Origin of the sequence: Pseudomonas umsongensis, assembly GCF_002236105.1 — a bacterium.
Taxonomy (GTDB): domain Bacteria; phylum Pseudomonadota; class Gammaproteobacteria; order Pseudomonadales; family Pseudomonadaceae; genus Aquipseudomonas; species Aquipseudomonas umsongensis.
Genome location: NZ_NIWU01000001.1, coordinates 1484595 through 1504308, shown reverse-complemented (window position 1 = coordinate 1504308; position 19714 = coordinate 1484595). Strand labels below are relative to the sequence as shown.

The following is a 19714-nucleotide window of genomic DNA, read 5'->3' as shown; positions in this document are numbered from 1 at the left end:
GGCCTCTTCGCGAGCAGGCTCGCTCCCACAGTGGTTTTATGTGGGACACAGAATCTGGGGTAACCCCCGAACCCTGTGGGAGCGAGCCTGCTCGCGAAGCCGCGACTCGGTTTCGGATCAGCCCTTGAGCTTCGCCCAAATGCGGTCCTGCAGCTCACGCGCCTTGTTGCTGCATTCCTTCTCCGGGCGCAGGCGCGAGGCGAATTCGTCGGGCATGTTGATGGCGTCCATGACTCGCCACTTGGCATCGATCAGCTTGTCGCTCTGGATGCCGTTGGCGTAGGCAATGGCGTTGGACACGGCGGCGGCGTTTTCCGGTTTCATCATCCAGTCGATGAAGATCTTCGCGTTGCCGGGGTGCGGTGCGCTTTTCGGCACGGCGAAGTTGTCCTGGAACATCGCCAGGCCTTCTTTCGGATACACGTACTTGATGGTGCTCTTCTGCAAGGTGGCCCGGGCGGTGGAGCCGTTCCAGTTCTGCATCATGATCACTTCACCGGAAGCCATGCGGTCGACGGTGTTGTCCGAGCTGTACATCTTCAGGAAGGGTTTCTGTTTTTGCAGCAGTTCGAGAATGCGCTTGGCGTCCTGCGGGTTTTCCGTGCATTCGTCGACGTTCAGGTAATGACTGGCGGCGTTGATCACGCTGCTGGAGGTGTCGAGGGCAGCCAGCTGCCCTTGCAGTTCCTTGCGTGGTTCGAAGAACTCTTTCCACGAATCGTCCAGCTTGCCGCCAGGCACCCGCGCGCTGTCATAGGAGAACCCGGTGCTGCCCCACAGGTACGGTGCCGAGAATTTGCGGCCAGGGTCGAAGCTTGGGTCGCGGAACGCCGGCTTGACGTACTGGAAGTTGGGCAGGGTCGAGGCGTCGATTTGCAGCAGCAGGTCCTGGTTGATCAAGGTGCGCATGATCGACTGCGACGGCACGATCACGTCATACGCCGCACCACCGGCCTGCAATTTGGCCAACAGGGTTTCGTTGCTGTCGTAGCCGTCCATGGTGACCTTGATCCCGGTCTCCTTTTCGAACTTGGCCAACAGCTCGACCGGGTAGTAATCGGTCCAGTTGTAGAAGAACAGCTCCTTGGGCTCGGCGGCGTGGGCGCTGAATGCGGTGAAGCAGCTCAGGGCCAGACTGGCAACGGCGAAACGCAGGCTTTTCACTTTCATGGACGAACACTCCAGGCTCATTGTTGTTTACCGCGCTGTCCCAGCCAGAAGGCCAGCACCACCAGCACGATGGAAATCACCAGCATCAGGGTCGAGATCGCGTTGATCTCCGGCGTCACGCCGGCCTTGATCGCGGAGAAGATGTACACCGGCAAGGTGGTCGAACCGGGGCCGGCGACGAAGAAGGTCATGATGAAATCGTCGAGGCTGACCACGAACGCCAGCACCGACCCGGACAGCACCGCCGGCCACAACAGCGGCAGCGTCACCCGGCGAAACACCTGCCACGGGTTGGCGTACAGGTCGTTCGCCGCTTCCAGCAGGCTCTTGTCCAGGTCATTGAGCCGCGCGCGAATCGGCAGGTAGGCGAAGGGAATGCAGAAGCCGATGTGCGCGACGATCACCGTCAGCAACCCCAGCTTGATCCCCAGCGCCATGAACAGCAGCAGGGTGGCCACCGCGGTGACGATCTCCGGCAGGATCAGCGGCAGGTTGATCCCCCCTTCGACCATCTTCTGGCCGTAGAACGGCCGGTAGGTCGCCAGCGCCGCGAGCAAGGCAATCGCCGTGGCACAGACCGTGGCGATGCCGGCGACGATGATCGAGTTCAGCGCGGCGGTCTGGATAGACGGGTTGGCCAAAATCCGCCCGTACCAGGCGAACGAGAACTCGGTCCACACCGTCGCCGAGCGGTTGGCGTTGAAGCTGTAGGCGATCAACACGAAGATCGGCAGGTACAGGTAGGCCAGGATCAGCAGGCTGACTTCCCGGGTCATTGGCAGTTTTTTCAGGTGCAGGGCGATCATGCGGTAGCTCCCCGACGAAGAGTTTTGGCGGCGCTGCGGCTATACAGGGCGTAGAGCACCAGGGACAGCAGCAAAATCCCCAGCAGCAGGAACGACAGCGAACTGCCCAGGGGCCAGTTGCGCGCGGTGCCGAACTGTTGCTGGATCAGGTTGCCGATCATCAGGGTCTTGCCGCCGCCGAGAATCGCCGGGGTGATAAAGGCTCCCAGGCTCGGCACGAACACCAACAGGGAACCGGCAATCACCCCTGGCATCGACAGCGGCAGGATGATCCGCCGCAGTGCGTGCCAGCGATTGGCGCCCAGGTCATAAGCGGCTTCCACCAAACGCCAGTCGAGTTTTTCCAGGGTCGAGTAAATCGGCAGGATCATGAACGGCAGGAAGCTGTAGACCAGCCCGACGCTGACCGCGAAGTCGTTGTAGAGCAGGGTGATGCCGCCAGCACTGGGGAGCAGTGCGTTGAGGCTCTGGGCGACCCAGCCCTGTTCGCGCAGGATGATCAACCAGGCGTAGTTGCGGATCAGCAGGTTGGTCCAGAACGGGATGGTGATCAGCAACACCATCAGGTTGCGCCGACGCGGGGTCAGGCTCGACATCCACAGCGCCACTGGAAAGCCGAACAGGAAACACAATACCGTGGTCCCACCGGCCTGGAACACCGAGCGCAACAGCGCCTGGGCGTAGACCCAGTTGAGCTCCAGTTCGCCATCGAAACCTTCCTGGAAAAACAGCTGCACGTAGCTTTGCAATTGCCAGTCGGCCTGCCAGTCGACGCCGCCATAGACGTTGCGCGGTAGCAGGCTGATGTAGCCCATGATGCCCAACGGAATGGCGATCAGGGCCAGCAGGGTCAGGACCACCGGGCTGAGCAACAGCGCGCGGTTGAGGGCTGGGGAAGTGCTGCTGACGCTCATCTCAAGCCTCCATCAACAGGCAGGCGTGGGGGGGCAGGTTGACCGCCACCCGATCACCGACGCCACGGTTGCGATTGAGGCCCTCGTTGTTCTCCCGCAGCATCACCTTGATGTCGTTGTTCAGGCGGCACTGGTACAAGGTCGCGGTGCCGACGTACAGCACGGCTTCGATCACGCCGCGCAGGTGGTGCGGTTGCGCCGGGTCCACCAGTTGTGAACGTTCCGGGCGGAATGCCAGTTGCACCTTGCCGTCGATGCCTTGAGGCAGGCAGGGGATTTCCACCGGCATGCCGTTGGGCACGAACAGGTTTTCATTGTGCTGGCCGCGCTTGAGGTGGCCGGGCAGGAAGTTGATATCGCCAATGAACTGCGCGACGAACTGATGCTGCGGCCGTTCGTAAATGTCATTGGGCGTGCCGACCTGCAGGATCTTGCCGGCGGACATCACCGCAATGCGATCGGACAGGGTCAAGGCTTCTTCCTGATCGTGGGTGACGAAAATGAAGGTAATCCCGGCTTCCTTCTGCACTCGCTTGAGTTCGACCTGCATTTCCTTGCGCAGCTTGAGGTCCAGCGCCGACAGCGGCTCGTCCAGCAACAGCACTTTCGGTTTCGGCGCCAGGGCCCGTGCCAGAGCCACCCGTTGCTGCTGGCCGCCGGACAATTCGGCGGGTTTGCGCTTGGCCAGGTGCTGCATTTGCACCAGCGCCAGCATTTCATCGACCCGCTGCGCGATCAGCGTGCGATCAAGACCCTGCATCTCGAGGCCGAAGGCGATATTCTGCGCAACACTCATGTGCGGAAACAGCGCGTAACTCTGGAACACCGTGTTGACCCGGCGCTTGAACGGCGGCAGTTCGTTGACCGGTTCACCGGCGAGGCGAATCTCACCCTCGCTGACATGCTCGAAGCCGGCGATGGTGCGCAGTAAAGTGGTCTTGCCACAGCCGGAAGGGCCGAGCAGTGTGAAGAACTCGTTATCGGCAATGTCGACTGAAACGTTGTCCAGAGCGGGTGCCAGCCCTGGATCGTCGGAATACCGCTTGGAGACATTACGCACTTCGATTGCAACTGGATGACCCATAATGGTGCATTCCTCTAATTATTGTATGCAAAATCTGGATGCAATTTAGGAATACCCGGATTAACCTGCTCGTGCAACCCCCTTTTTCAAGGCTGTTGATTCGCCTGGGGCCGGTTGCACAGCACTGAAGGAGTCTTCGAATGGCGGAAAAGAAACTGGAAACCACGGTGGATCGCGTCTACCAAGGGGTTTACGAGGCGATCAGCAAACGCTCGCTACGTCCCGGCATGAAGCTGGGCGAGGCTTCGTTGGCCGAACTTTTCAATGTCAGCCGTACGTCAGTTCGTGCCGCGCTCAAGCAATTGGAAGCCGATGGACTGGTCACCACCGAGCCCAATAAAGGTGCGTCGGTGTCGCTTCCGAGCGACGAAGAGATCCGCTCGTTGTTCGAAACCCGGCGCCTGGTCGAGATCGGCATCGTCAGTGAATTGTGTCGCCGGCGCGATACGGCGGTGACCCGGGATTTGCGCGATCACTTGCTGCTCGAGGATGAAGCGCATCGCAACGGTGACCACGAACGGTTGATCCACCTGCTCGGCGAATTCCACATCAAGCTGGCCCGCAGCCTGAACAACCCGGTGTTGCTCGACTGGTTCCAGAAGCTGATCTCCCGGGCCTCGCTGTACGCCGCCGCGCTCGATGACGACAGCCACGAAGCCTGCCGCGATGACGAACACCTGCGTTTGATCGAGTACATCGAGGCGGGCAACCAGAGCGCGGCGATCGAGCTGACGTGCATCCATTTGAATGGCATCGAGAAGGCGATTCTGGATGTGGCGGCGACCTTGAAAAGTAGCTACAACCCGCTCAAGCATCTGATTGAGGTGTAACCAGCCGGTCTGAATCTGCAGATGCAATCTGTGGGAGCGGGCTTGCCCGCGATGAGGGCCTGACAATCAGCTACGCTGCTATCGCGGGGATGGTGGCGGCAGAGAAGCCTGGCGCCAAGAGCGGGAAAACTCCTACATATCAATTACACCAATCAAAGACGCGTCCTACGCACAAAAAGGAAACGTCTTATTTTCAGCACGTGTCAGCTTCCCTAAAGCTGTCGAGCACTTGAACGAGGGATGGAAATGAAGCCTCCCCGTATGCTCTCAGGGAGGTCTGTACATGAGCACCGCACCAACCGTTTTCTTCAACCACAGCCGCCATAAACTCTGGGTCCGCAACCTCGAGACCCGCCTCGATGTCCTTGCCTTCCGCGGCGAAGAACGCCTCAGCCAACCCTTCACCTACGAGATAGAGTTCACCAGCGCCGAGCTCGATCTCGAAGCCGAACAGCTGCTGGGCAAGGACGCCTCTTTCAGCTTGCACGCCGCGTCATCGAACGTCGCGCCGATGCCCTGGAAAGTGCCCGAGGTCAAACCGTTGCGCACGCTGCACGGCGTGATCACCGGCCTCAAGCGCCTGTCCGCCTCCCGTGACGAAGCCCGCTACGAACTCATCCTGCAACCGCGTTTGGCCTTGCTTGAACGCGGCCGGCAATACCGCATCTACCAGGATCAGTCGGTGCCGGAAATCGTCGAAAGCATCCTGCGCAGCCGCCACGACTTCCGTGGCCAGGACTTCCTGTTCCGCCTGGTGCGTGACTACCCCCGGCGCGAGCAGGTCATGCAGTACGGTGAAAGCGACCTGGCTTTCATCAGCCGGCTGCTGGCCGAGGTCGGCATCTGGTACCGCCTCACCAGCGACCAACGCCTGCACATCGACGTCGTGGAATTCTGCGATGGTCAGCGCGGCTACCAGTTCGACGTCGAGCTGCCGTACTACTCGCCCGCGGGGCTCAGCAGCAGCGATGCGGACGGCGTGTGGGGCCTGCAAACCCACCACCAGGTAGTGGAAAAAAACGTCAACATCCGCACCTACCACCCCCTTGACGCCAATGCCCACCTCGACGCCGACGTCGACCAGACCCGCGGTGCGAAAATCACCTACGGCGAGGCCTACCACTACGCCGAACCCTACCGCGTGCTCGGCGACGCCTATGACCGGCACGAAGGCCTGGCAAGCGAAAGCGGTTTTTTCTACGCGCGCTTGCGCCACGAGCGCTACCTCAACGAGCAGACCCGCCTTCGCGGCATCACAAGCAGCGCCACCCTCGCACCGGGTCAGGTGCTGACCGTCACCGGCGGCGCACCCAAGGCCTTCACCCCGCGTTGCGCGATCATCGGCGTGCGCACCCGCGCCGCCCGCGATGCCAGCTTCGAGTGCCGCTTTGAAGCCATGCCCTATGCGGAAACCCTGTGCTTCCGTCCGCCACTGCCGCCGAAACCCCAAATCGCCGGCACCGTCCCGGCCCGCGTCACCAGTGGCGAAGCCCACGATCAATACGCCGAAATCGACGTCGAAGGCCGCTACAAGGTCAACTTCCTGTTCGACCGCGACCCGTGGAAGCTCGGCGAAGAAAGCATGTGGCTGCGCCAGGCGCGCGCCTACGCCGGCGACACCTTTGGGCTGCACCTGCCGCTGATCTGCGGCACCGAAGTGGCCATCGCCTTCGAACAGGGCGACCCCGACCGCCCCTACATCGCCCACGCCCTGCACGACAGCGAACACCCGGACCACGTGACCCTGCGCAGGCGCGACCACACACGCAACGTGCTGCGTACACCGGCGAACAACAAGCTGCGCATGGAAGACCTGCGCGGGGAGGAACACGTCAAGCTCAGCACCGAGTATGGCGGCAAGAGCCAGCTGAACCTGGGGCATTTGGTGGATGCCACGAAGAAAAAACGCGGGGAGGGGTTTGAGCTAAGGACGGATGATTGGGGGGCGCTGCGCGCGGGCAAAGGGTTGTTCATCAGCGCCGATGAACAGCCCCAGGCTGCTGACGATGTACTCGCCATGGCGCCGGCCACCCGCCAGATCGAAAGCGCCCGACAACAAATGGCCCAGTGGCAGGAAATTGCCCAGGCCCATAACAGTCGACCACCCGCCATCGACGGTCTGCAGCAACTACAAGCGGACGCCAAAGACCTGTCCGCCCCAGCCATCCTCTTGAGCGCCCCCGACGGCATCGGCGCAGTCACACCGGCCAGTCTGCTGCTCAACAGTGGCGACGGGATGTACCTGCAAAGCCGTGACGACATCCACCTCGCCGCCGACCGGCGCCTGTCGGCACACGCCAAAAAAGGCATCTCACTGCTCGCCCAGCGCGAAGGTATGCGCCTGGTCTCCGGCGAGGGCCCACTGGAAATCGAATCCCACGGCGACCTGATGAACCTGATTGCCCAGCAGGACATCACCGTGCAGTCGGTGCAGGGGGAGCTGCAGTTGTTGGCCAAGAAGGGCATCACGCTCGGCAGCGGAGAAGCATTAATCCGCCTCAGCCCAACCGACGGAATTCTATTCGATAGCCCCACCAAACTACTGTCCAGAGGACAGCACGTTTGGGAGGGGCCTGGCGGCCAGCGTTTTCCGTTGATGGAGCTGCCGAAGTCGGTGTGCGAGGAGTGCCTGCAAAAGGCTCGGAAAAACGCCATTGGCTTGCTGATGCGCCAAGGCTGATCGAGGAGATATACAGATGAAATTGCCTATCCCATGGCTGGAGCAGATCGAGCAGGTGTGCGCCAGAACGGAAGTACAGGAAGTTGATCTTTTGCTCGATCAAGCCACGTGGAGCAAATGCGCTGTTCCCGGGCTGCAGCAATTGAGTCCCAAGGTGCCTTGGTTCTCATTGTTCACCGGTACACCAGAGGAAAACCTGCTGGACCAGGCACCGCTGTTGATGCGCCTGGACCTGACTATTTGGCAGCACAAGGCTTGGCTGGAAGAACTCATCGAGCACTGCGCAGCAGATGCTCGCCTGATGGTTCTGATTTCGAACCTGCCGTTTGAAGAACTGAGTCATGCCTTGCGAGCCCTGTCCCAACTGCAGTGGGGTGGACAAGCTGGCTTGTTGCGTTTCTACGATCCGCGAATCTTTCCCGTGCTGGTGAATTCCATCCTCACCACCGAACAGCGCGCCGAGTTCCTGCGAGTCGCTTGCTTTTGGGGTTGGCTTGATCGCGACGACCAGCCGCAATGGCTACAAAGCAATTGCTTGACGAAACAGAGCAGCATCGAAGTCGAACCCTGCGTGGAACTTAATGATGAACAATGCGAAATGATCGGATGTATTAGTGATGCCCAGAAACTTCTGGTGCGCGTTGAGTTTGATTATCTGGACGATAGCAAGGAAAGACGTTTTGAGATGTTGTACACGATTGCCATGCAAGCAAGTCGAGAGAATTACTTTGGCAATATAGTCGAGTACGCGCGCCAACGACTTTGAGCTGACTATGAAATGGTGCACCTCGGTATGCATTCCGATGTCGGCGGAGGGTATTCGCAAAACGAACGACCAGGATATGGGCCAGGTATAACTTTTATCGTCCGGTTTCATGGGAGAGACGCTCATTCGGGATTTTCCCATACAGCCTGAACTGAAATCAGGGAATGGTCGGTGATGGAGATGACAATGAAAACAATGTGGGCGATATGGTTGTTGGGTTTATTTGGATTGGCGTTGGTGGGATGTTCCACGGCGGACAACGAAATGGCGGGAGGGAATATACAAGCGGTTAATCATACGCTGAACAATATCAATTGGCTCTCGGTGAATGGCTATCGGGCTGATGGGGGTGGGGGACGTTCTTGCTGCATTATTATGCCTACGAAATGGCGTCCTGGTTTGAAGGCGCATATTGAATGGGAAGTTGATACTGATCCTTATGCTTATTCTAAATGGCCGCCGCTAGGGACTGATGGCTATAGAGTGGCTCAAGCTAAGCATAAGGCCAACTATCAGCGCTACAGCACTGTCGTGGAAATTCCAGAGTGGCCAGGAACGGAGTCGTGCGATCTTAAGGTGCATTTTTTCACCTGTAACCAAGTAAAGGTTACGACTTCTTGCTGGGCACCCAGTTCACCTAATTATCCGATAAAAGTACCTACGGGGATGAAGGAGCCATCCGTATGCCCGCAGTAAAAATTAACTCGAGGGCTAAGGTCTGGATATCGCCCGTCTTTCCGGTGCTGGGGAATCGACAATGAAAATAACCTGGGTTCGATGGTTGTTGGGTGTGTTTGTGTTGGTGTTGGTGTTGGTTGGATGTTCCACGGCGGATAACGAAATGGCAGGAGGAAATATACAAGCGGTTAATCATACGCTAAGCAATATCAATTGGCTCTCGGTGAATGGTTATCGGGCCGACGGGGGTGGGGGACGTTCTTGCTGCATTATTATGCCTACGAAATGGCGTCCTGGTTTGAAGGCTAATATTGAATGGGAACTTGATCCTGAGCCTCATGCAAAATTGCCATCCGTTACTTCTATAGAATTTCGAGATGCGTATGCTAAACACTCCGCCAATTATCGACGGTACGCCGCGGTCGTAGATATTCCAGAGTGGCCAGGAACGGAGTCATGCGATCTTAAGGTGCATTTTTTCACCTGTAACCAGGTAGAGGTTACGACTTCTTGCTGGGCACCCAGTTCACCTAATTATCCGATCAGAGTACCTATGGGAATGAAGGAGCCTTCCGTATGCCCGAAGTAAAAATTAACTTGAGGGCTAAGGTCTGGATATCGCCCGTCTTTCCGGTGCTGGGGAATCGACAATGAAAATAACCTGGGTTCGATGGTTGTTGGGTGTGTTTGTGTTGATGTTGGTTGGATGTTCCACAGCGGATAACGAAATGGCGGGAGGAAATATACAAGCGGTTAATCATACGCTGAGCAATATCAATTGGCTCTCGGTGAATGGTTACCGGGCCGACGGGGGTGGGGGACGTTCTTGCTGCATTATCATGCCGACTAAATGGCGTCCTGGCTTGAAGGCGCATATTGAATGGGAAGTTGACCCGGAACCGTTTGCAAAAATAAAAAGAAAAACTACTGGGTATGGGTTCGATGAAGATGCGTGGGCTGCGCATGAAGCGAATTTTAAACGTTACAGCACCAAGGTGGATATTCCAGAGTGGCCGGGAGTGGAGTCATGTGATCTTAAAGTGCATTTTTTCACCTGTAACCAGGTAAAGGTTACGACTTCTTGCTGGGCACCCAGTTCACCTAGTTATCCGATCAGAGTACCTATGGGAATGAAGGAGCCATCCGTATGCCCGAAGTAAAAATTAACTCGAGCGTTAAGGTCTGGATATCGCCCATCTTTCCGGTGTTGGGGGATCGACAATGAAAGTAACCTGGGTTCGATGGTTGTTGGGTGTGTTTGTGTTGACGTTGGTTGGATGCTCCACAGCGGACAACGAAATGGCGGGAGGGAATCTAAAAGCGGTTAACCATACCTTGCATGCGATCAATTGGTTTTCAGTCAATGGTTATAGAGCATACGGTGGCGGCGGAAGTTCTTGCTGTATTGTCATGCCAATTAAATGGAGGCCTGGTTTAAAGGCTTACATTGAGTGGGAGGTGGATACCGATCAATTTGCGTACTCGAAGTGGCCATCTGATCCAGAGGGATATCGGCTGGCTCAATTGGAACATAAAGCTAAATATAAGCACTACAGCGCCACGGTGGATATCCCCGAGTGGCAAGGTACGGACTCTTGTGGTTTGAGTGTGCATTTTTTAAGTTGCAATCAAATAAAAGTTACAACTTCGTGCTGGGGGTACGGGTCACCCAATAACCCTATTAAAGAACCTAAGCGGATGAAGGAGCCAGCTGTATGTCCGAAGTAAAAAATAATCTGAGTGCTAAGGTCTGGGCACCGCCCGCTTTTCCCGTGGTAGGGCGTTTGCCGGGGGAAGTTCTTACGGTGACTTGCAACTGCGACAAGCAAACTGCCGAGGAAGACAGTCACCATCAACAGGTCAACTCCAAAGGGAGGTCCCAGCGGTTCGAATGCGTTCAAAGTTTGCATATCAGTTTGTTTTTCGATGGTACTAACAATAATGAAGATAACGATACCAAGAAAAACCACCCCAGTAATATTGCCAAGCTTTTTCATGCGTCGCTCAGGGGTGAACAGGCAGAAAAAGAGGGCTTTTTTTCTATTTACATGCCTGGTGTAGGTACTCCCTTTCCCGAAATTGGCGAACTGGATTACAGCGCGGAGGGGCTGAGGTATGCGACGGGTGGTGAAGATCGCATCAATTGGGCATTGGTGTCATTGGCCCATGCGCTGAGGTTTGCATTAACTAAGAAAGAGTTGTCCAAAGCCGACAGGAAAAAAGCAGTCAATGCCATGAGCACCTGGCAGGCACCGCTGATGAGCGGCCTGGGGGAAGGCAAACGACGACGAGTCATGCATGGGCTTTTGGGCCCCTTGGAGGCCTGTAAAGAAAAGTCCCTGCAGCCTAAAGTATTGGCAGTCAAACTGTACGTGTACGGATTCTCGCGCGGGGCGGCGGAAGCTCGTACTTTCGTGAACTGGCTGAGCCAGTTGTTCGACACCCCGACCGGGGCCCAGCTTCCTGAGCAACGTCTGATCGGCTTGCCGGTCAGCATCGAATTTCTCGGTGTGCTAGACACCGTCGCCTCGGTCGGCATCGCCCATGCGGCGCCTTTTTTTGCGGGTCACATGGACTGGGCCGATGACAGTCAGTTGTTACCTGACGCCGCGAAATTTCCTAAATTCGTCAAATGCTGCCGGCACTTCGTCGCGGCCTTCGAGCAGCGCTCGTGTTTTCCGCTGGACTCGATCCGCAACGAGGACGGTCAGTACCCGCTCCATACCTATGAAGTGGTGTACCCCGGTGTGCATTCTGATGTTGGGGGTGGTTATCCGCAGAATGACCAGGGCAAGGCTCGCGGTGGTACGGATGAACTGGTATCGCAAATTGCCCTGCACGACATGTATGCCGAAGCCTTCGCCGCCGGCGCGCCGTTGCAGGTGCCGGAAACGGTGCTACCAAAAACATTAGAGCCATATAAGGCATGGCGCGAAATGGGGCCGCAAACCTTGTCAGAGTTTGTGGTTAGTCAGCAAACAATCGAACGCTTCAACGCCTGGCGCCACACCCTCCCAGGCATCACCACCGACACCCCCACCCACACAAAACCCTGGGAGTACAAACCACAGCAACTCGGCATCACCTTGGAAGAAACCCTGGCCGATCAACTGGGCTGGATCACCGGTTGGCGCATCGGTCGGTACGCCGATGACCCGTTGCAGAACAACGACAGCTACAAACATCAGCCGTTCTTCATCCAGGCCAATGAAGTCACTGTGTTCGACACCAGTGATCAACGCGAGGCCTATGAAAAACAGAAAAAAATCATTTTGGCCAATCGGCTGAAAACGCCCGCGGCGGCGACGAACCACCCCGGCCCGCCTATCTATGAAACGCAGATCGACAAGACCCAGCTCAGCCAGGCGGCGGCGGAGTTCAAGCGCGACTACAAGGGCTTCGACCGTCAGCAGACCAGTGCGGTCGGCACGATCACCGATGTGCTGTTGCGCGACGCCATCTATCTGCTCAACGAAAACGATGAGTTGCAGGACCACGCTGCGATCAAGGCGGCAGGTGAACGGCGCACCAAACAATTGTTCAGCGATGCCCGGGGCACGCCCAGCAAGGACCTGCGCATGGCGCTGGTGGTCGCGCTGTTCGATGACCAGGTACACGACTCACGCGCCTGGTTCATGCATGACGCGTTGGGATCGCGTGAGATATGGGCGGGCTACTTCTTCTATCGCATGACGTATTTCGGCAATGACAACAGCCGGGACCTGTCACCGGTGGTAGTGGCCGGGCGAATACTGGGCGTTGCGATGCTGGCCGGCGCAACGGTGTACGGCATTAAGCGGGGTGGGGCGCTGGGCGGGGTTGGTGGGGTGGTCGCGGGCATCGGTGGCGCCAGCATCGGCTATCAAGTGATCGACAAGGCGCGCGGTGTTGCGCTGCCGTTCCTGCCGGAGGCCGCGCAGTTGCTGAAGCCGACGGCGCATATTGGCCAGGTGGCGGCTGAGCTGAAGCAACAGATTGCCCAGGAAGACTATGCGCAACGCATCGACCGCACCACCGCCTTTCTGCGCGAGGCCGGCAGTCTGTTCGAACTCACCGGGGAGGTCGTCTGATGTTGCCTCTGGTACGCATGGGGGACTCGATGAGCCCTTTCGGCGGTGAAGTGCTTGAAGGTCACTACGAGGCATTCGGCCAGCCGGTTGCCTGCGTGGGGGATCAGGCTCGCTGCGATTTGCACGGCATGACGCGCATCGCGGAGGGTACCTCGGTGGCGATCATGGACGGCAGGCTCGTGGCCCTGCACGGGTATGAGTGTGATTGCGGTTGCACCCTGGTCAGCTCGCTTGCGGCTTCGTTCATGGTCGTGGCGCCATGAACCGCGCGCCGCAATACCCGGACCTTGTCGAACCGCATGAACCGCATGAACCGCATGAACCGCATTGGCGCCGTTGGTGGCTGGTTTTGCTGTTGCTCTGGGGGTTGCAGTCGGCGGTTTTGTTGTCGTTATGGCCAGAGGAGCAGCCAAGGGGAGAACTGTGGATGTGGAGTGCAGTCATGCCTTTTTGCTGGGTGTTGGCCCTAGCGCTGCGCGTGTTGGGGTGGCAAATCTGCCTGTTTAACCGCGATGTGTATCGACGCACGGTGGAGGCTGCGGTGCAGCGTTGGTGGGGACGTCGCCGCTTGGGTTTGCCGGTGGAACACGTGCTGCTCCTGGGGCCCGTGGGCGATGAGCAAATACATTACAACGGCTTGATGGCCGGTGTTCCCGCCCCCAAGCCATCGAAGCCCGACGGCGCTACACAGCGCATGTTGCGCTGCCCGGTGTCGCTGGGTTCGTCCAGTGAGCGTGCGCCAGCATTGGCCCGGCGCCTGGCCAGGATGACGCTTGAACTCCCCGAGTTGAAACAACGCTGGCCGTCGTTGCGCGGGATTGCGTGGATCGGGGATGAGGCCAGTCAAAGTGCGTACTTGAAGGCCGTGGCCAAGGGCGACGTGGTGTTGCCCGAAGCGCGCATGCCTTTGGATGACCTGGCCGATCTGGACACGCTCATTGATGCGTTTCATCACGACTGTCGCGATGAGGCGGATTGGTTGCTTTGCGCCGGGGTGGTCTCGGTGCAGAGCGCTGGCGAGCCGGATCTTCCCGGTGAAGCTGGATTTCTCTGGCTGGTGAGCCACCAGGGTCGCCAGTTATTGCACAGGGGCGAGTACTTGTTGAGTGAGCTCGACGAGTCGCCCGCTGAGCTCTGTGTACAGATCCAGCGCTATGCCGGGTTGGACGCAGCACCGCCCGATTGCCTGGCGCTGGATAAAACCAGCCAGGGCACTTTCCTGAAAGGTGGCTGGCAGTCTGGCGAACATCAATTGTCCGGGTACTGGGGCGTGTTGGCGCAATTGGCGCCTTTCATCGGCATGTCCCTGGCGTTGTTGCAGGCAAAGGAGGCCGGACAACCTTGTGGTTGGCTGAGTCAGGACGGAAACGATCGATTGGCTATTGGAATGGCGGTGCCTCATGGCAATGAATAAGCAAGCGAGCGAAGGCTCTCTGATCAAGGTGGGATTGGGCTATCTGCTGGTCGTGACGGTCGTGGTGGTGTTCGGTTGTCTGCTGTACGACTAGACCCACGAGTACTTCGGCTGGCCAAGGCTGCCCCTCAAATCGTTGGCGCTGTGGGGGGGTGGAAGCTGGTTTGCCTTGTGCTGGTTCTGCCCGGTGATATTGCTCGCCTGGGATCGATTGGCGGTGGCACGGGCGATGCGCGTGACGGGCGCGGCTGTTGATGCGCCGATTTCGCCATTCAGCAAAGAGCCCGTTCCGGACGACGATTCATGGGTCGCTAAGTTAAAGGAACACCTGCACGAAAATCACGGTTTCCTTTGGCGCCGCAAAATCCGCCTGCTGCTGGTCGTCGGCGAACCCGCTCAAATCGCCGCCATCGCCCCCAACCTGAAAGATAAAAAATGGCTCGCCGGCCACGACACCGTTCTGCTCTGGGGCGGCAGCACCCAAACCAAATTCGCTGATGGCCGCTTCAGCTCGTGGCAAGGCCTGAGCCGCTGGCGCGGTCTCGACGGCGTGATCTGGGCCTTGAACAAAGAGCAGAGCATGGACGCCAGCGCGATGGACGCCGGTGTGCGTCACCTGCAAGACCTGGCGCGCCAATTGCGCTGGCAGTTGCCGCTGCACCTGTGGCAGGTCTGCGACAGTGGATGGGAACAGAACAAGCGCCAGACCCAGGCCATCGGTTGTTGGCTACCGTCACAGGTGACGCCGCTGGCCTTGGAAAGCGGGCTGGAGAGCCTGGTGCAACCCCTGCGCGACGGTGGTTGGGTGCAGATACGGGGCGCGATGAACCATGACTTCCTGCTGCGTCTGTCCCGCGATTTGCAGGCCGAGGGCATTGCCCGTTGGCGGCAAGTTCTTGCGCCGTTGTTCCGGGTGTTCGACCGTGGCGTGCCGTTACGCGGGTTGTGGTTCAGCCTGCCGGTGCAGGGGGGTCAAGAAACTAAAGAAAATACGGATAACCTTTGGCACGCCACACCACCCTGGGACGGCGTGCTCGATGACAAAAGGGTTCGCCCTGAGCGCCTCGGCTGGCCCGCGACCCGCATCGCGCAAACCCTGATGCTCGCCCTGACTCTGGCCTGGGGCGCCGGGATGATGCTGTCCTTCGTCAGCAACCGCGTACACATCGCCCAGGTGCAAACCTCCCTGGCGACCTTGCAACACTCAGCCACCCGCGACGAACAATTCCTCGCCCTCAACGAACTGACCCGCGAACTCGGCCGCCTGGATTACCGCGCCACCCACGGCACGCCCTGGTACCAGCGCTTCGGCCTGAACAAGAACACAGAACTGCTGCAACTGCTCTGGCCCGCCTACGTCGAGGCCAACCAGCGCCTGCTGCGCGACCCGGCGCTGGCCAGCCTGCAACAACAACTCACTGCCCTGATCCAGTTGCCCGCCGACAGCCCCGAACGCCTCAAGCGCGCGCCCCAGGCCTACGAACAACTCAAGGCTTACCTGATGCTGGCGCGGCCGGAAAAAGCCGATGCGAGTTTTCTGGTCAAAGTGATGGGCTCGCTCGAACCGAGCGCCGACGGGGTTTCGCCGGGGCTGTGGCACGGCTTGTCGCCGCTGCTCTGGCAGTTCTATGGCGAGCAGTTGGCGGCGCATCCGCAGTGGGGGATGCCGGCCGATCCGCAGCTGGTGGCCCAGGTGCGCCAGCTGCTGCTCGGCCAGTTGGGTCAGCGCAATGCCGAAGCCAGCCTGTACCGCCAGGTGCTCGACGCCTCGGCCAATCATTACCCGGCGTTAAATCTGGCGCAGATGGTCGGCGACACCGAGGCGCGAGCGTTGTTCGTCAGCCCGGCCAGCGTGCCGGGGGTGTTTACCCGCCAGGCCTGGGAGGGCCAGGTGCGCCCGGCGATCGAGGCCGTCGCCGAGGCGCGGCGTGAGGAAATCGACTGGGTGCTCAGCGACCGGCCGGGCGACATCGCCGCCGAGTTGACCCCGGACATGCTGCGCGAACGCCTGACCCGGCGCTACTTCCAGGACTACGCCAGCGCCTGGCTGAAGTTCCTCAACCGCCTGCGCTGGCAGCCGGCCAACAACCTCGGCGAGGTGATCGACCAGCTGACCCTGATGAGCGACGTGCGCCAGTCGCCGCTGATCGCGCTGATGAACACCCTGGCCTACCAGGGCCAGGCCGGCACCCGCAGCCAGGCGTTGGCCGACTCGCTGATCAGCTCGGCGCAGAAGCTGATCGCCCAGGCGCCGGCGCCGTTGATCGAGCAGGCGCAGCAGGGCCCCAAAGGCCCCTTGGACGCCACCTTCGGTCCGCTGCTGGCCCTGCTCGGCAAGACCCCCGAAGGCCAGAGCGATAACGAGCGCCTGAGCCTGCAAGCCTTCCTCAACCAGGTCACGCGCACCCGCCTGACCCTGCAACAGGTGAACCACGCCGCCGACCCGCAGGACATGACCCAGACCCTGGCGCAGACGGTGTTCCAGGGCAAAAGCATCGACCTCACCGACACCCGCGCCTACGGCAGCCAGCTCGCCGCCAGCCTCGGGGCGGAGTGGGGCGGTATCGGCCAGACCCTGTTCGTGCAGCCACTGGAGCAGGCCTGGCAGCGGGTCCTGCAACCCTCGGCCAGCAGCCTCAACCGCCAGTGGCAACGGGCGATCGTCAGCGAATGGCACGAAGCGTTCACCGGGCGCTACCCCTTCGCGGTCACCGCCAGCGATGCCTCGCTGCCGATGCTCGGGCAGATGATCCGCGCCGACTCCGGGCGCCTTGAGCAATTCCTGCAGCGCGAACTGGGCGGCTTGCTGCGCAAGGAGGGCAGCCGCTGGGTAGCCGACGCCCAGCACAGCCAGGGCCTGCGTTTCAATCCGCAGTTTCTCACGGCGATCAACCAGCTCAGCCACCTGGCCGACGTGCTGTTTACCGACGGAGGCATGGGCCTGAGCTTCGAGTTGCAAGGCAAACCGGTGCGCGACGTGGTGCAAACCACCTTCACCCTCAACGGCGAGAAACACGAGTACTTCAACCAGAAGGAAAGCTGGCAGCGCTTCAACTGGCCGGGTCGCAGCCAATACCCCGGCGCGAGCCTGACCTGGACCAGCGTGCAGGCCAACGAACGGCTGTTCGGCGACTACGCGGGCACCTGGGGCCTGATCCGCCTGCTGGAACAAGCCCAGGTCACGCCGCTGGACGACGGCGACAGCCGTTTTCGCGTGGTGCTCAAGGCGCCCGATGGCATTGGCCTGACCTGGTATTTACGCACCGAACTGGGGGCGGGGCCGATGGCGTTGCTGAAGTTGCGCGGCTTTAAGTTGCCGGCGCAGATCTTCCTGGCTGAAGGGGCGGCGGCAGCACAAAACGGGAGGTTTAAAAAATGACAATGCACAAATTGTTTGCCCGATGCCTTGGCGAGCGCGACTCAGGAATCTTTTTATGAGCAAGGACAATCTGACACTGCATTACTTCGACGCCGAGATGCGCTATCTGCGTGAGGCTGGCAAGGAGTTTGCCGAAGCCTTTCCAGACCGGGCGGCGCAACTGAATCTGGACAAGCAGGGCGCTCGTGACCCGTCTGTGGAACGCCTGTTCGAGGGTTTTGCCTTCCTGATGGGACGCTTGCGCGAAAAGCTTGACGATGACCTGCCGGAGCTGACCGAAGGCCTGGTCAGTCTGTTGTGGCCGCATTACCTGCGCACCATTCCGTCGCTCTCGATAGTCGAGTTGGCACCGGAGCTGGGGAAGATGAAGCGCAACGAGTTGATCGAAACTGGTTTTGAAGTGCTGTCGCAGCCCATCGGTGTGCAGCGCACCCGTTGCCGATACACCACCACCCAGGACCTGACACTGCGGCCACTCGCCCTGGAGTCTGTGCGTCTGGCCCACGAGCCGGACGGGCGTTCAGTGCTGCGCTTGCGCTTCGCCCGCGGAGCGATGAGCACCTGGAACGAGATGGACCTGAGTCGCCTGCCGCTGTACCTCAATGCCGACGCATCGCTGGCCAGTGCGCTGCACCAGGCACTGACCCTGAACGCTCAAGCCTTGTATGTACGCCTGCCTGACCAGTCGGGTCGTACTCTGCTGGACGGTTATTTTTCGCCCAAGGGGTTCGCCGATGACGATCGATTGTGGCCCAAGGGCGACAGCGCTTTCAGCGGCTATCAGCTGTTGCTTGAGTATTTCACCTTCCGCGAGAAGTTCATGTTCGTCACCCTGTGTGGACTGGAGCTTGTGCTCATCAAGCCAGGCGATCTATGGTTCGAACTGGAGGTGGTGTTACGCGAACCGTGGCCGCAAGCGTTCAACCTGAGCACCGGGCACATTCGCTTGCATGCGGTGCCGGTGATCAATGCGTTCACACTGGAGTCCGACCCGCTGGCACTGCAGCCGCTACAAACCGACTACTTGCTTCGCCCCATGCGTTTGCAGGACGGTCATACCGAAATCTATTCGGTGGATCAGGTCACTACGTCGAGTAATGGCGACCGCCAGGACTACATACCGTTCAGCAGTTTCCGCCACAAGGGCGGCATGTTGCGGGATGAGATGCCCGAGCGTTATTTCCATACCCGCTTGAAACGAGGCACCAATGGCCTGCATGACACCTGGCTGATCCTCGGCGGCGACGGATTTGACAAGGACCGGCTAGACGTGAACCAAAGCCTTTCGCTGCGCCTGACCGGCACCCATGGCCAGCTTCCGCGCAATGCGTTGCAAGGCACACTGCTCGATACGCTGGCACAAACCTCAAAGATCGGTTTGCAGGTGCGCAATCTGTGCGCACCCACATTGCCGTGTTACCCGCCGAACCGCGACCGCTTCCACTGGCGAGTGCTCAGCCACCTGGGCTCAAACTTCCTGCCGATGCTCGACAATGCTGAAGTATTGCGTGGCACACTGGCGTTGTATGACTGGACGGACGACGAACTGAACCGGCGGCGCCTGGCGGCCATCGTCGAGGTCAGGCACCACCTCCTGCAGCGTTTTGAAAAAGGCTTTCTGCTGCGCGGTGTCGACATCGAAGTCACACTGGATGCCAACGGTTTTTCCGGCGAAGGTGACATCAGCCTGTTTGGCGAGATGCTCCATCGCTTCTTCGGTTTGTACGCCGATATCCACCTGTTCAACCAGCTCACGCTGATCCTTCAACCTTCTGGAAAATGTCTGCGATGGCCCGAGAATCACAGTCAACGTATTCCCGGTTGAACGCCCGGGCTCTCTTCCACAGAGGGGTTTGCCAGCCACAGATTTCGGTCGTTCCAGATAGACCGCGAGAATCAGCTACCCTCTATGAAACCATTGTC

16 protein-coding genes are annotated in these 19714 nt (G+C 59.3%); 12 read left to right on the top strand and 4 right to left on the bottom strand.

Annotated features, from left to right (window positions below; genetic code table 11):
• Window positions 1–117 precede the first annotated feature (117 nt).
• Genes PSUM_RS06600 through PSUM_RS06585 form a run of 4 tightly spaced genes read right to left on the bottom strand, consistent with a single transcriptional unit; the run spans window position 118 to window position 3974 of the window.
• Entirely contained in the window at window positions 118–1170 is a 1053-nt protein-coding gene (locus tag PSUM_RS06600; protein ID WP_033040925.1) for an extracellular solute-binding protein, read from the bottom strand.
• Between the two features lie 17 nt (window positions 1171–1187).
• A complete protein-coding gene (locus PSUM_RS06595; protein ID WP_020795454.1) occupies window positions 1188–1976 on the bottom strand; it encodes an ABC transporter permease in 789 nt (262 codons plus the stop codon).
• Complete coding sequence (locus tag PSUM_RS06590) at window positions 1973–2890, bottom strand: ABC transporter permease (protein WP_020795453.1); 918 nt, start codon at window positions 2888–2890, stop codon at window positions 1973–1975. Before PSUM_RS06590 ends, PSUM_RS06595 begins: the two co-directional genes overlap by 4 nt.
• A 1-nt stretch (window position 2891) precedes the next feature.
• Window positions 2892–3974: an ABC transporter ATP-binding protein gene (locus PSUM_RS06585; protein ID WP_033040923.1), complete on the bottom strand. Its 1083-nt coding sequence runs from the start codon at window positions 3972–3974 to the stop codon at window positions 2892–2894.
• A 140-nt stretch (window positions 3975–4114) separates the two neighbouring features.
• Here PSUM_RS06585 and PSUM_RS06580 point away from each other — a divergent pair, with 140 nt between their 5' ends.
• From PSUM_RS06580 to tssF, 12 genes are all read left to right on the top strand, one after another.
• Window positions 4115–4804 (top strand): GntR family transcriptional regulator, encoded by a 690-nt coding sequence (locus tag PSUM_RS06580; RefSeq protein WP_020795451.1) that lies wholly within the window; start codon window positions 4115–4117, stop codon window positions 4802–4804.
• A 283-nt stretch (window positions 4805–5087) separates the two neighbouring features.
• Entirely contained in the window at window positions 5088–7484 is a 2397-nt protein-coding gene (locus PSUM_RS06575; RefSeq protein WP_083349238.1) for a type VI secretion system Vgr family protein, read from the top strand.
• A 16-nt stretch (window positions 7485–7500) separates the two neighbouring features.
• Window positions 7501–8250: a toxin Tle1 chaperone Tla1 gene (tla1, locus tag PSUM_RS06570; RefSeq protein ID WP_020795448.1), complete on the top strand. Its 750-nt coding sequence runs from the start codon at window positions 7501–7503 to the stop codon at window positions 8248–8250.
• Between the two features lie 186 nt (window positions 8251–8436).
• Window positions 8437–8946, top strand: coding sequence for a Tli1a family immunity protein (tli1a, locus tag PSUM_RS06565; protein ID WP_231989916.1), 510 nt, complete (start codon window positions 8437–8439; stop codon window positions 8944–8946).
• Window positions 8947–9007: 61 nt separating this feature from the next.
• Window positions 9008–9517 (top strand): Tli1a family immunity protein, encoded by a 510-nt coding sequence (gene tli1a / locus PSUM_RS06560; protein ID WP_083349236.1) that lies wholly within the window; start codon window positions 9008–9010, stop codon window positions 9515–9517.
• A 61-nt stretch (window positions 9518–9578) separates the two neighbouring features.
• The gene (gene tli1a / locus PSUM_RS06555; protein WP_083349235.1) at window positions 9579–10088 is read left to right on the top strand and encodes a Tli1a family immunity protein; all 510 of its coding nucleotides are present in this window, start codon (window positions 9579–9581) and stop codon (window positions 10086–10088) included.
• 61 nt (window positions 10089–10149) lie between these two features.
• Window positions 10150–10656 (top strand): Tli1a family immunity protein, encoded by a 507-nt coding sequence (gene tli1a, locus PSUM_RS06550; protein ID WP_083349234.1) that lies wholly within the window; start codon window positions 10150–10152, stop codon window positions 10654–10656.
• The gene (locus tag PSUM_RS06545) at window positions 10644–12998 is read left to right on the top strand and encodes a T6SS phospholipase effector Tle1-like catalytic domain-containing protein (protein ID WP_083349233.1); all 2355 of its coding nucleotides are present in this window, start codon (window positions 10644–10646) and stop codon (window positions 12996–12998) included. Before tli1a (PSUM_RS06550) ends, PSUM_RS06545 begins: the two co-directional genes overlap by 13 nt.
• Window positions 12998–13261, top strand: coding sequence for a PAAR domain-containing protein (locus tag PSUM_RS06540; RefSeq protein WP_083349232.1), 264 nt, complete (start codon window positions 12998–13000; stop codon window positions 13259–13261). Before PSUM_RS06545 ends, PSUM_RS06540 begins: the two co-directional genes overlap by 1 nt.
• Before the next feature lie 158 nt (window positions 13262–13419).
• Window positions 13420–14412, top strand: coding sequence for a hypothetical protein (locus PSUM_RS06535; RefSeq protein ID WP_042955213.1), 993 nt, complete (start codon window positions 13420–13422; stop codon window positions 14410–14412).
• 229 nt (window positions 14413–14641) lie between these two features.
• The gene (locus PSUM_RS06530) at window positions 14642–17791 is read left to right on the top strand and encodes an ImcF-related family protein (protein ID WP_231989926.1); all 3150 of its coding nucleotides are present in this window, start codon (window positions 14642–14644) and stop codon (window positions 17789–17791) included.
• Window positions 17792–17846: 55 nt separating this feature from the next.
• Entirely contained in the window at window positions 17847–19616 is a 1770-nt protein-coding gene (gene tssF, locus PSUM_RS06525) for a type VI secretion system baseplate subunit TssF (protein WP_033041244.1), read from the top strand.
• Window positions 19617–19714: the final 98 nt, after the last annotated feature.